13 protein-coding genes are annotated in these 11620 nt (G+C 66.0%); 11 read left to right on the top strand and 2 right to left on the bottom strand.

Features of this window, described 5'->3' with window-relative positions:
• Nucleotides 1–82: 82 nt before the first annotated feature.
• From AKJ09_RS27285 to AKJ09_RS27270, 4 genes are all read left to right on the top strand, one after another.
• A complete protein-coding gene (locus AKJ09_RS27285) occupies nt 83–1615 on the top strand; it encodes a hypothetical protein (RefSeq protein WP_146650726.1) in 1533 nt (510 codons plus the stop codon).
• A 3-nt stretch (nt 1616–1618) separates the two neighbouring features.
• The gene (locus tag AKJ09_RS27280) at nt 1619–2734 is read left to right on the top strand and encodes a hypothetical protein (RefSeq protein WP_146650724.1); all 1116 of its coding nucleotides are present in this window, start codon (nt 1619–1621) and stop codon (nt 2732–2734) included.
• Between the two features lie 339 nt (nt 2735–3073).
• Nucleotides 3074–3493, top strand: a complete 420-nt coding sequence (locus AKJ09_RS27275; protein ID WP_146650722.1) for an anti-sigma regulatory factor — start codon at nt 3074–3076, stop codon at nt 3491–3493.
• Entirely contained in the window at nt 3490–4821 is a 1332-nt protein-coding gene (locus AKJ09_RS27270; protein ID WP_146650720.1) for a PP2C family protein-serine/threonine phosphatase, read from the top strand. Before AKJ09_RS27275 ends, AKJ09_RS27270 begins: the two co-directional genes overlap by 4 nt.
• A 95-nt stretch (nt 4822–4916) precedes the next feature.
• Here AKJ09_RS27270 and AKJ09_RS27265 read toward each other — a convergent pair whose 3' ends face one another.
• On the bottom strand, nt 4917–5312 hold the full coding sequence (locus AKJ09_RS27265; protein WP_146650718.1) for an STAS domain-containing protein: 396 nt from the start codon (nt 5310–5312) through the stop codon (nt 4917–4919).
• Nucleotides 5309–5905, bottom strand: a complete 597-nt coding sequence (locus tag AKJ09_RS27260) for an ATP-binding protein (RefSeq protein ID WP_146650716.1) — start codon at nt 5903–5905, stop codon at nt 5309–5311. Before AKJ09_RS27260 ends, AKJ09_RS27265 begins: the two co-directional genes overlap by 4 nt.
• A gap of 882 nt (nt 5906–6787) precedes the next feature.
• On the opposite strand from AKJ09_RS27260, the gene AKJ09_RS27255 reads away from it, so the two are divergent.
• From AKJ09_RS27255 to AKJ09_RS27225, 7 genes are read left to right on the top strand one after another with little or no spacing between them, the layout of a single operon-like run.
• Nucleotides 6788–7756: a PAS domain-containing protein gene (locus AKJ09_RS27255; protein ID WP_146650714.1), complete on the top strand. Its 969-nt coding sequence runs from the start codon at nt 6788–6790 to the stop codon at nt 7754–7756.
• Complete coding sequence (locus tag AKJ09_RS27250; RefSeq protein WP_205633816.1) at nt 7743–8177, top strand: anti-sigma regulatory factor; 435 nt, start codon at nt 7743–7745, stop codon at nt 8175–8177. Before AKJ09_RS27255 ends, AKJ09_RS27250 begins: the two co-directional genes overlap by 14 nt.
• A complete protein-coding gene (locus AKJ09_RS27245; protein ID WP_146650712.1) occupies nt 8174–8797 on the top strand; it encodes a SpoIIE family protein phosphatase in 624 nt (207 codons plus the stop codon). Before AKJ09_RS27250 ends, AKJ09_RS27245 begins: the two co-directional genes overlap by 4 nt.
• Nucleotides 8794–9153: an STAS domain-containing protein gene (locus AKJ09_RS27240; protein WP_146650710.1), complete on the top strand. Its 360-nt coding sequence runs from the start codon at nt 8794–8796 to the stop codon at nt 9151–9153. Before AKJ09_RS27245 ends, AKJ09_RS27240 begins: the two co-directional genes overlap by 4 nt.
• A gap of 46 nt (nt 9154–9199) precedes the next feature.
• Nucleotides 9200–9802 (top strand): SpoIIE family protein phosphatase, encoded by a 603-nt coding sequence (locus tag AKJ09_RS27235; protein ID WP_146650708.1) that lies wholly within the window; start codon nt 9200–9202, stop codon nt 9800–9802.
• The gene (locus tag AKJ09_RS27230; RefSeq protein ID WP_146650706.1) at nt 9799–10251 is read left to right on the top strand and encodes an ATP-binding protein; all 453 of its coding nucleotides are present in this window, start codon (nt 9799–9801) and stop codon (nt 10249–10251) included. The genes AKJ09_RS27235 and AKJ09_RS27230 overlap by 4 nt, the downstream gene beginning before the upstream one ends.
• 31 nt (nt 10252–10282) lie before the next feature.
• Nucleotides 10283–11593 carry an STAS domain-containing protein gene (locus AKJ09_RS27225; RefSeq protein WP_146650704.1) on the top strand — a complete coding sequence of 437 codons (1311 nt, stop codon included), beginning with the start codon at nt 10283–10285 and terminating at the stop codon, nt 11591–11593.
• Nucleotides 11594–11620: the final 27 nt, after the last annotated feature.

Raw genomic sequence — 11620 nt, 5'->3', positions numbered from 1 at the left:
GAGCTGCAGCAAACCACCTCAACCCACACAATACGACCTCGAAGCGAAGCCGATTCGCCGTATCCTTGGCGACCTAAACCCGATGCTCGAGCGAATCGCGCTTCATCAGACTCGTCTTCGCACGCCCGGCCTCGGCCTCGAGGGCAAGGGCGTTGCGCTCGGGGCCAAAGGCCTCGTTCTTCTGCCATCGCTCGATCGCCTCGTCGCATGGCTGAGCGTGTACACGCGCGAGCACTCGCTCGAAGATCTGATGCCGAGCCTGCAGATCCAGATCGTGCGGAGCAAGCTGGGCACGCGCGAGATCACGCTCTCGTTCGCAGCCGAGTCGAGCGACCGCATGGATCGCGTGGCCGAAACCGCGCGCCTCGTGGGCGGCTTCACGTTCACCGGCACGAGTCGTCACTTCGTCCAGTACCGCGATGCAGCCGCGCCCTTCGGCTACGACGCCACGCAGCTGCTCTCGACCGACGCCGCTCTCGCGCTCTACCACGATCGCTTCACGCAGGTTTACGAGGTCGACAAGGACGTGGGCCTACGCGCGCTTCTCTTGCGCCTCATGCCCCACGTCGATCCCGCGACGATCGAAGACAGCGGACCGCGCATCATCGTCGCCGAGCAAGGGCTTGGGCCCGCCCTCATCCACTACTTCGTGCGTTCGCGCGTCGAAGGCGAGGTGGCCGTCGGCGAATGGCCCCCGGAGAGCGCATTCGACGAAGGGCCGACGCGCCGCTACATCCTGCGCATTCCCGATCTTCCGCAGCGCATGCGGCCGCTCATGGCGAAGACGCCCGGCATCACCACGTTCCTGCCCGCTGGGCCGGGCGTGGCCGTGGAGATGGGTTACAGGCATCCCGTTTCGCTCCGCGCGTGTCCGGTGTTCGATCCGAACGGGCTCGTTCTCCTGCGCGGACGCGGAGACGAAGCATGGTCGCTCGATCGGACGCCCCAGATGGGCGATCTGCGCGCGTTCGCCCGCGTCGAGCTCCGCACGACTGAAGGCCTCGACGAGATCAAAGCGGAGGGCACCCACCTTCCCGATCCGGTGCGGGTTCCGCTCCGCATCGTGCCTTCGCCGGCGCCGTTTCGGAACGTGACCGCAACGTGGATCGAGCCCGCGCAGCTCTCGCTTCTGCGTCGCATCGCGTACGCACTGCCTCATCAAACGATCCTGCGCACCCAGATTGCCGTCACGCCGAAGGGCGCCTTCTTGCGCTCGAGCGCGGGCATCGAGGCAGTGCCTCTCGGCACGTTCTTCGTGGAGATCCATCCCGGGCTCTACATCCCGGCGGGCTACGACGTGACGCCGGCGGTTGCCCCCGAAGTTCTCTATCGCGCGCTCGGAGCGTCGCCTTCGCAAATCCTCTTCATCGATACCAACGCGTGGGCGATGGCCGTAGAAGAGAGCGCCTTTTCGCCGCTCGAAACGGCGATGCTCGAAGCACAATCGTGGGAGCCCCTCGTTGCCGAATCGATCGAGCGCGCACTCGAAGAGGCCCCCATCGACTTGAAGCTCGAACCGCTCGGTGTCTTCGCGCTGAGCCAGGTGGCGCCGCCCGAACCTCCGCCGCAAGGCACGCCACAACTGCCTCCTGGCACCACTCCCCAGGGGTCCTGAGCGATGGCGAAGGTCGACGCGCAGGCGCTCTGCGAGCGGCTCTTCACGACGTTCCTCGCGCCGCTCGTGCTGGGCGGCACGATGCTTCCCGGCAAGCCTTTCGGCGGCAAGAACGCGCTCTCGATCGGCGACAATCGGGCGCCGGCCGACTCCGAGACGCTGTCACGCACGAACCTCGCGCGCGTACGCGTCGCGCGGAAGATCGCGCCGGTCGACACGTTCGAGCCGGTTCCCACCGGTGACGAGTGGGTGCTCGCCGCCATGCTCCACGACATCGTGCAGTCGACCCACCCGGGCTTCGACGCCGTGTTCCGTCGAAGTGGCCCGGCGCGCATCCTCGAGGTGGTCGAAGCCACGCTCGCCCATGTTCCAGCGCCGAAGAACGTGGGCGCGGCCCTCTCGAGGCACACGTGGCTCTCGCGAATGCTCGAGCTCACACGCACGGACATCGACGTGCGCTGGTGGACCGGGAGTCAGACCTTTCTCGGAGAGGATCCGCCGGGGCGCCTCCTCGCCTGGCCGGAAATTCGACGCGTTCAGGAGACCCGCACCCCACGACCACTGATGGACCTGCCCACGAGCGGTGCATCGGTCGATGGCCAGCGCTTCGAGAATGCGGTGACCAAGCTCCTCCAGAGGACACCACTGACGGATCTCGCCACGATCGATCGTTCGTCGCCGCCGTTCGTATGGACCCACGACACGCTCTCGCTCGTGTCGACCCACGCGGGACGAACGCTCGCGCAGCGCGCCTTCGCGCTCCTTCCCCAGCCGGCAGTCGACATGCGACTCGGCGCGGCCACCCGGCAGCTCTTCGAGGCCAAGGCACGACGCGCTGCGTTCGTGGCAATGGACCTCCTCCGTGATCGCGCCCTCTCGCTGGCGACGTTGCGACTGACCAAGGCGTCGAGTACCGCCCAGCCGGAGCCCCTGATGCTCGGTCCGACATCGGACGACGCCGCGTTCGCCCTGAGCGCCGGTGCCATGGCGGCGACACATTGGATTGGGCAGACCGGCGGGGGCCTGGCCGAACGGGAACGGCGCGCGATCCTCGAAATCCTCGCGCCGGCCGCCCGCGGAGCGGCCGCGACGCAACTCCAGGCGCTGCTCGCGGGCTGAGGAGGACCGCGCTGAGGAGGGCTGGTCGACATCACGACCACGCCAACCGTCACAGTCGCTCACCGCGTACGGTTGCGCTCGTTCCGGGCTTCGACGTTGTTGGCGCTCAACCTCGCACCAATCGTCTCCAAAAGCGGGCGCTCCGGATGGAGGGCCTGTTAGTATCCAACACAAAGCCTCGATGCTCGTCCCTCATCTCGAACGGTCACGAGCCCACGCGATAACGGAACCGGTGACGGGTCACGAACGTTGGTGGCGAGAGCGTGGCGAGAGTGGGTTCGCTTCATCGCCGCGAGTGCAGACAGTAGAGAGTTCTATTCGCATGAACACGGATCGCTCATGAGCGCGCCTGTTACCGGTCTGGAGCTGGAGCTGCCGATCGTCACGGAAGACGACATCGTGCGCGCCCGCACGCGTGGTCGAGAGATGTGCCGGACGCTCGGGTTCGCCGAGATCAACCAGGTGAAGATCGCGACAGCGATCTCCGAACTGGCGCGCAACATCTTCCACTACGCAAAAACCGGCGAAATCATCCTCCGGATCATCAGTACCCCCAAGCGAGGCATCGAAGTCGTTGCGCGCGATCGGGGGCCCGGCATTCCGGACATCAAGCTCGTCCTGAGCGGCAACTACAAGTCGCGAACCGGCATGGGCAAAGGCCTTCTCGGCGCCCGGCGGCTCGTCGACCACTTCGAAGTGGTCTCGGCTCCCGGACAGGGTACGACGGTCACTCTCCGGAAGTACGCCGACGCGCGATGACCGATCTCGCCTTCGAACTCGCTGCGCTTCGTCAGCAGAACGAAGAGCTGAAACGCCGTCTCGAGGAGCGGCAGCGAAGTGACGAGCGCAGGCGCGCTCTTCGAGGGTGCGAGACAGTCGAGGAGATTTCGGAGCGAGGCATCGCCTTCGCCACAGCTGAGCTAGGCGGCGGCCCTGCCCTCTTGTTGTTGGACGATCCCGCGAGCAGCGCGTTCATCGTCCAGGCAGTGGCGAACCTCCCGCGCGAGCGTGATGACGCGTCCCGCTCGGTGGTCGTCGCCCGCGCCGACGTGCTCGCAACGTCGCTTTCCGCGGACGCGCCGCTCAGGCATTCGCAGACGTCGCCGGTGGAGGCCTTCGCTCCGTTCGTGGCGATCATCGGCTCCGACCGACTCGTCGTCTCGGGACTGTACGACGGCACGGAGCTCGTCGGACTGATCGTCGTCGGTGGAGACGAGGCCGTGGGGCCGCGCCTCCTCGAGACCTCCGCGGAGCTGAGTGCAGCGATCGCCGCTGCGCTCCGAGCGCGCTCGCGCGCCGAAGAGCTGGCGCTGCTCGAAATCCAGGAACGCGAGCTCGTCGGCCTGCTTCGCGAAGTCGAGCAGCGCGATGAAACCATGCAGGCCGATCTGCAGCAGGCCCGCGAATTCCAGCAGCTCATGATGGCCCTGCCGCCCGTCGCCGGCGCACGCATCGAGGCGCTCTACGAGCCTTGCGGTCTCGTCGGCGGCGACGTCTACGTCGTCTCGGAGCTGCCCGGTAAGATCCGCATCTTCGTGGCCGACGCCACGGGCCACGGCGTTCGCGCATCGCTCACGACGATGTTCATCAAGAGCGGTTACGAATCGCTCAAACATGCGCCCGATCCGGCGAGCCTCCTGCGCGAGCTCAACGAGAGCATCGCTGCCACGTACCGCTCGAGCGAGATGATGTTCTCGGCGTGCTGCGTGGACGTCGAACGCAGCACGGGAAAGCTCACGCTCGGTTGCGCGGGTCATCCTCCCGCGTGCCTCGTACGCGGCAACGAGGTCGTTCTGCTCGAGGCGCGCGGCGCGCTGATGGGCGTGCGCGCGGGCATGCGCTACGAACACACGACGACGACGCTCGGCCCCGGCGACGGCCTCTACGTGTTCACCGATGGCATCGCGGAAGCGCGCGGCGAGAACGGCGACTTCTTCGGCGAGCAGCGCCTCTACACGCTCCTCCGCGACACCCACGTGTCCGGCCGGAGCGTGAGCAACACCGTGCGCGACACGCTCCGCGCATTCGCGGGCAAGCGCGGACTGCCCGACGACGTGTCGCTCGTGGGCATCCGCCTCGAGAACTGACGCAAACTGACGCGCGCTCGCGCGCCCGTTCTGGTCACGCCTGGCTCATCACGCTCGCTCCGCGCGAAGAGCGAGCGAAGCGAGCGATAACTAGACTAAGCCGCGCTGCTGGACTCGATCAGAACGAGATCGACCGCGAAGCAGCTGAGCGCGCCAAGGCTGCGCTTCTGCCAGGGCTTGTCGTCGTCTTGCAGGAAGCGAATGCGATACTGCTTCGACTGCTCGAGGTCCTGCACGTGGCCAAGCCACACAACGAAAGCCTTGAAGCAGGACGAGTTGATGAAGAAGAGCCCGCGGAAGTCGACGACGACTTCGGTCACGGCGGCCTCGAGTGCGCGCTCGTGGAAGCGCGCCAGCACGTTCTCGATCGCCCCGAGCGAACGCGTATCGGCGCTGCCGGCGAAGCGAATGGTGAGAGGCGAAACCTCGGGAACGTCGACGCGAAGCTCCTCGGTGTCGATGCTCTGCACGGACGTGGACGACTCGTTCATTTCTCCACTCGAATGGAAACGGGTGCTGCGGGAAGGTCGAACTTGCCTTCGACGCGGATGGTGAGTTGGTCGCCCTCGACCCGATACGACACGTCGAGATCGGCTTCGGCGCGGATACGACCAAGGCCGAGGCCCGAGCCGCCATCCGTGCGCTTTGCAGCACGACGAACGAGCGAAAGATAGTGCACGTTCGGGTCCGAGGCACCGACAACGCCGTCGAGAGCTTCCTTTGCGCGAGCAAGCCGATCGGGCACGACCGAATTGGTCGTCTCGATGCGGATCTCGACGCTTTCGGGCTGCTTTTTCATCGCAATCGCGATGGCGCCTCGTCCGTCCGACGAATAGTGGACGGTGTTCTCGAGCATCTCGTGCGTCGCCATCGCGAGGCGCCCCGAGAGGTCCGCGTTGCCGAGGACCTGCGCGTAGAACTCGGTCACGAATCGTCGAACGGTCGCGACGAGCGCAACGCTCGGCGAGAACCGAAGCTCGAAGAAACCCTCGTCGAAGGTCTCTTCGAGGGCCGTCTTGCCCGACGTACCAGAATCAACCGGGAGTCCGGTGCCGCTGTGCATACCCGTCGCCGAATTAATCATCGCCGCCGCGCGTTGTAAATGGAGCGCGCGTGACTCCGGTCACAAGACCGACCGCAACGCTCCGCCAACGAGCGTCAGACGACATCCCCGGACGCATGCCCCCAAGAACGACACCCGTCCGAACGAGCGGCCGAGTGCGCCGCAAATAAGAGGAGGAGCGCTCCCCTCTCGAGTGCCGAGCGCGCTGTCACCTTGTCGTCATGACGAACGAGTGGCGGCGATCGCCACGGCGACCAACCGTCGTGTCAGCCGATCGACCTCTACCGCAACGCCGAGCCCGCACGCGGGAACCGGAGCCAACGTGAGGCCGAAGGGACGAACGAGCGAGCGCAGCGAGCGGAGTGAGTACCAGACAACGGCCAGCGAGCGCCCCACAGAGACAGAGGATGTGAGGCCGAAGGGACGAACGAGCGAGCGCAGCGAGCGGAGTGAGCACCAGACAGCGGCCAGCGAGCGCCCCACCGAGACAGAGGATGTGAGGCCGAAGGGACGAACGAGCGAGCGCAGCGAGCGGAGTGAGTACGAGACAAGGCCAGCGAGCATTTCGATGCGCTTGCATGCAGTGTGTTACGTTGCGAGGAGCGCGTTGAGATGGCGGCAGCGATCTTGGGGGAGGCCGAGTCGTTCGCTTCGTTTCAATGCCGATTCGCAAGGGACCGCATCACGGCTCGGCGACTTGTTCTCGAACGTCGGAGTTGATCAGAGTCAGCGGAGAGTCGGTCACGACTCTTCGACAACGACTCGTTCGCCGACGAACCGTGGCTCGGATCCCACTTCAGGCAAATCAGGCAAACCAATTTCGAACGCCAAGGGACCGCGCGAGGGGTCACGTCACCGACATGGTGAGCCACCTCCACGTCCGGTCGAACCGAGCCAACGAGCATGACGGACAACGCCCAGAAACCGAACAATCCCCTCCAAGACTCGTCTCTTCTGCGCAGCGTTCTCGATCACCTGCAGATGCGGGTGTTCTGGAAAGACCGACAGTCGCGCTACCTCGGCTGCAACATGGCGCTCGCGCGCGACGCCGGTAAGGCCAGCCCGGAAGAGCTCCTCGGCAAGAACGACTACGAGATGCCGTGGACGAAGGAAGAGGCCGATCAGTACGTCGGCATCGATCGCCGGGTGATGGAATCCGGCGTGCCGGAGTTCCACATCCTCGAGTCCCAGCTCCGCGCCGACGGGTCGACCTCGTGGGTCGACACCAACAAGATCCCGCTCCGCAACGCTGCCGGTGAGGTGATCGGCATCATCGGCACCTACGAAGACATCACCGCGCGCAAGGAAGAGGAGGAAGAGCTCCGCCGCAACCGCGAGCGCCTCGAAGACCTCGTGACGGCCCGAACGGCAGAGCTCGAATCGGCGTCGGCGCAGCTCCGTGAGGAGATCAAGCAGCGCGAACAATCGCAGATCGAGCGCGACCGCCTCCAGCAGGAGATCATCGACGCGCAGAAGCGCGCGATCGCCGAGCTCTCGACGCCGATCATCCCCGTGATGGAAGGCATCCTCGTGATGCCGCTCGTCGGTAACATCGACAGCTTGCGAGCCAAGGAGATCATGCGGACGGTCCTCGCGGGCATCAGCGAGCACCGCGCGAAGGTCGTCATCATCGACATCACGGGCGTTCCGCTCGTGGACAGCGGCGTTGCCGGCCACCTCAACAAGACGATTCAGGCGGCGCGCCTCAAGGGTGCGCGCACGATCGTCAGCGGCATCTCCGATGCGGTCGCCGAGACCATCGTCGACCTCGGCATCGACTGGTCGGGCATCGTGACCCTCAGCGATCTCCACACGAGCCTCCTCGCGGCGCTCGACATCGTCGGCATCAAGCTCGCTCGTGAATCTGCCTGAGAGCAGCCGCTCCGCTCCCGGCGCGCGCCGCGAGATCCTCATCACGTCGGAGCACGACGTGATTCAGGCTCGCACGGGCGCCAAGCGAATGGCCGACGAAACCGGCTTCTCGATCCCCGACTCGGTGAAGATCGCGACGGTGGTCTCGGAGCTGGCGCGCAACATCGTCGTCTATGCCCAGAAGGGCCGCGTCGAATTCGAGGTCTTCCGCACTCCGCGGGTGGGCATCGAAATCGTGGCGGTCGACGACGGGCCGGGAATCGCCGACGTGGCACACGTCCTGTCCGGAAAGTACCGCTCGCGGACGGGCATGGGACTCGGGCTCGTCGGGAGCAAGCGGCTCGTCGACGAATTCAGCGTCGATTCGGCGCCAGGCAAGGGCACGCGCGTCGTCGCCCGCAAATACGTGGTGCCGCGTTGACGACAAACTCCCTTTTCGAGAAACACGAGACGTTCCCCGGTTTCGAGCTCGCGGGCATCGCGCGCACGTGCAGGGGGATGCCTGTCTGCGGAGACGCGTTCGCCTGGCACGTGTCCGAGACCGCCATCACCGTCGTCGTGGCCGATGGTCTCGGGCACGGACAGCCCGCGCGCGAAGCTGCGGATCGGGCGATCGACGCGTTCCTCGAAGAGCCGGGGCTTCCGGCGGACCGCATTCTGCGCCGATGCCACGACGCACTCACGCGCACGCGTGGGGCAGCCGTGGCCGTGGCCCAGGTCGACCTCGCACGTCGCGAGCTCGGGTTCTGCGGTGTCGGCAATGTCGGCGTTCGCGAGATCCCGCGACGCGGTGGTCGCGGAGCCTCGGTTCCCGGCATCGTGGGCATGCGGTTGCCCGCGTTTCGCGTCTTCTTCTCGCGCGTGGAGGACCACGACTACGTGCTCTTTCACACCGACGGAATCAACGGGGCGTTCGACCCGATGGACGTCGCCAAGCTCGCGCCGCTCGAAGCCGCGCGGACGATTCAACAACGCTGGGGCCTCGCGCACGACGACGCCAGCGTCGTGTGCCTGCGCTTTCACGCAAGAGAAGTCAGATGATGGACAAGAACGCAGTACGCAAGATTGGTCAGATGCTGCTGGTCGTGGTCCCGCCCGACCTCACGGACTCGGACATCATCGAGCTCCGTCGAGAGGCGGTGAAATCCGCGCGAAAGTACGCGTCGACCTGGGTGCTCCTCGACTTCTCCGAGGTGCAGATCTGCGATTCCTACTTCGGGCGCTTCATTCACAGCATGTCCCAGATGGCGCAGCTCGTCGGCGCCGAGGCGATCGTGTGCGGGCTCTCCGACGCGGTCGTCGAGACACTCGTCGACATGGGACTCTGGCTCGAAGGCGTACGCGTGACGTTGGACGTCGACTCCGCGCTCGCCCTCACCACCAAGGCGAAGAAGTGATGCGCGTCCAACCGCCCTACGAAGCCCCCTTCCTCGATCGAACGCCATGAGCAGCCTTCTCATCGGAGTCGCAGAACGCCCACTCGAGGGCCAGCCGGTCTCGGGCGACGCTTACGTCGCCATCGAGGACGCGGCCTCGTCGTTGATCTGTGTCATCGACGGACTCGGTCATGGTCCGGAGGCGGCGCGCGCCTCGCAGGCTGCGGTGACGTACATACGCGGTCACGCCGCCGACGAAATCGAAGCGACGATGCGAGCGCTCGACGACCAGCTTCGCTCCACGCGTGGGGCGGCGGTTACGATCGTCCGCGTCGACCACGTGAAGAGCGAGCTGCAGTACTGCGGCGTCGGAAACGTCACGCTGCGGGCGTTCTTCCGCAAGCCGGCGTACCCGGTGAACGTGGCGGGGATCGTCGGGAAGCGGCCTCGTCGCTACCTCACCACGCGCCATCGGATGGAGGTCGACGACACGTTCGTCGTCTACACCGACGGCATCTCGAGCCGCTGGGAGTCCGAATCGGCGCCCAACGGCACGCCGCAAGCCATTGCCAGCGACCTCATGGCTCGACACGGCAAGGCGCACGACGACCTCACCTGCGTCGTCGCACGCATGACGAACGGCACGAGCCCCCGCTTCGGCCGCCCATGACGTGCGGGCCGTTCTCGTTCAGCTCCGAGGCCGACCGCTTCTGGCTCGCCAACGAGGCGAAGCGCATCGCGCAGGCCGAAGGCTTTTCGCGCGAAGAGCAGGCACAGCTCGCCACCTCCATTTCGGAGCTCGTGTCGAACGCCGTCAAACATGGCGGCGGCGGCGGCACCTTCACGCTCACGGTGCACCAAGGTCCGCCGACGAGCATCCAGGTGGTCATCGAGGACGACGGTCCAGGCATTCCCGAGGTCGAAGACGCCCTGCGCGACGGATTCTCCGAAGGCCGCTGGCTCACCCCGGACGTGCCGATGTCCAAGCGACGAGGGCTCGGAACGGGCCTCGGCGCCGTTCAACGAATGATGACTCAACTCACGATCAGCAGACGCGCCAGCGGGGGTACGCGCGTCGACACCACGCTCGTGCGGAAAATGAAGGACCGCGCGCGCTGATGCGCGGCCCACGGGGACAAGGAATTCGACGATGGATCAAGTGAAGACGGAGCAATCAGACTGGTTGACGAAGGTGTTGGCCCACCTGCCCGGGGCCATCTACGCGTGTCGGCTGCTGCCGAACGGAATCACGGAGTGGCCTTACGCGAGCGCCGGAATCTGCGCGTTGCTCGACACGACCCCCGGGGAGTTCGCGAAGGATCCGACGGCTTCGTTCATGAGGATCGTCCCCGAGGACCTCACGACGGTCGAAACGACGATGAAGGACGCCATCGCGAACGGCACGACCTTCACGTGGAATGCACGACTGAACCTCTCGAACGGCTCGCTGCGCTGGCTGCGTTTCATGTCGACCGCACACGTGCAGGCCGACGGCAGCATCCTGTGGTTCGGTCAGGTGTTCGACGCGACGAGCGAGCGAGAGACGGAACAACGCCTCATCGCCGCCGAGCACGCCCGCGAGCGCACCGAGACGATGCTCAAGAAGGTGGTCGACCACCTGCCGGTCGGCGTTTCCGTCATGAGCACCAGCAGGGAGCCGGTGCTCTGGAACAATGCCTTCCACGATCACGTGGGTCAGGTCGAGAGCGACAAGGACTTCGGCTACAAGGATCTCTCGACCGTCTATCGCCCCGACGGCGTGACCCCCTACCCGCTCGACGAGCTGCCCGTCATGCGCGCGCTTCGCGGTGAGCAGGTCGACAGCTCCGACATGTGCCTCGGCAGCGCGACGGGTGAGATCAACCGGCGGCTCGCCGTCTCGGCAACCCCGCTCCGCGACGGACAGGACAAGCTCTGGGCGGCGCTCCTCGTCACGCGCGACGTGACCGAAGAGCGACGCATGGACGAGGAGCTTCGCCACCGCGCAATGCAGCTCGCCGACAGCGAGAAGGAGAAGACCGAGCTCATCGAGCGTCTCCGCTACGCGGTCGACGAGCTCTCGAACCCGATCCTCGAGGTCTGGAACGACGTGCTGGCGATGCCGCTCATCGGCGTCGTCGACTCGCGCCGCACGGCCGAAATGACCGAGCGCCTGCTGGCCGAGGTTTCACGCACCCAGGCGCAATTCGTGATCATCGACCTCACGGGCGTCGAGGTCGTCGACACCAAGACGGCCGACAACCTCGTGAAGCTCGTTCGCAGTGTGGAGCTCATTGGCGCGCGCTGCATGCTCACCGGCATCAAGCCCGCCGTCGCGCAGACGCTCGTGAACATCGGCGTCGACTTCTCGCGCCTCACGACGCTGCGCAACTTGCGCCACGGCCTGCGCGAAGCGCTCCGTCGCGACAAGAAGCAGCTCGACGCCGGCGGAACGGAAGCCGCAGCCCAGGCGGCGACCTAATCGCGGTCACTCGCGCCGGCAAACGTC

This window comes from Labilithrix luteola, assembly GCF_001263205.1.
Taxonomy (GTDB): Bacteria; Myxococcota_A; Polyangia; order Polyangiales; family Polyangiaceae; genus Labilithrix; species Labilithrix luteola.
Note: the sequence above shows the minus strand (reverse complement) of the source record. Positions and strands in the feature narration are given on the sequence as shown.

Coding starts and splice junctions, on each gene's coding strand:
- AKJ09_RS27230 (WP_146650706.1), top strand. CDS start 9,799: ATGACGTGCGGGCCGTTCTCGTTCAGCTCCGAGGCCGACCGCTTCTGG.
- AKJ09_RS27270 (WP_146650720.1), top strand. CDS start 3,490: ATGACCGATCTCGCCTTCGAACTCGCTGCGCTTCGTCAGCAGAACGAA.
- AKJ09_RS27225 (WP_146650704.1), top strand. CDS start 10,283: ATGGATCAAGTGAAGACGGAGCAATCAGACTGGTTGACGAAGGTGTTG.
- AKJ09_RS27280 (WP_146650724.1), top strand. CDS start 1,619: ATGGCGAAGGTCGACGCGCAGGCGCTCTGCGAGCGGCTCTTCACGACG.
- AKJ09_RS27285 (WP_146650726.1), top strand. CDS start 83: ATGCTCGAGCGAATCGCGCTTCATCAGACTCGTCTTCGCACGCCCGGC.
- AKJ09_RS27240 (WP_146650710.1), top strand. CDS start 8,794: ATGATGGACAAGAACGCAGTACGCAAGATTGGTCAGATGCTGCTGGTC.
- AKJ09_RS27235 (WP_146650708.1), top strand. CDS start 9,200: ATGAGCAGCCTTCTCATCGGAGTCGCAGAACGCCCACTCGAGGGCCAG.
- AKJ09_RS27275 (WP_146650722.1), top strand. CDS start 3,074: ATGAGCGCGCCTGTTACCGGTCTGGAGCTGGAGCTGCCGATCGTCACG.
- AKJ09_RS27260 (WP_146650716.1), bottom strand. CDS start 5,905: ATGATTAATTCGGCGACGGGTATGCACAGCGGCACCGGACTCCCGGTT.
- AKJ09_RS27255 (WP_146650714.1), top strand. CDS start 6,788: ATGACGGACAACGCCCAGAAACCGAACAATCCCCTCCAAGACTCGTCT.
- AKJ09_RS27265 (WP_146650718.1), bottom strand. CDS start 5,312: ATGAACGAGTCGTCCACGTCCGTGCAGAGCATCGACACCGAGGAGCTT.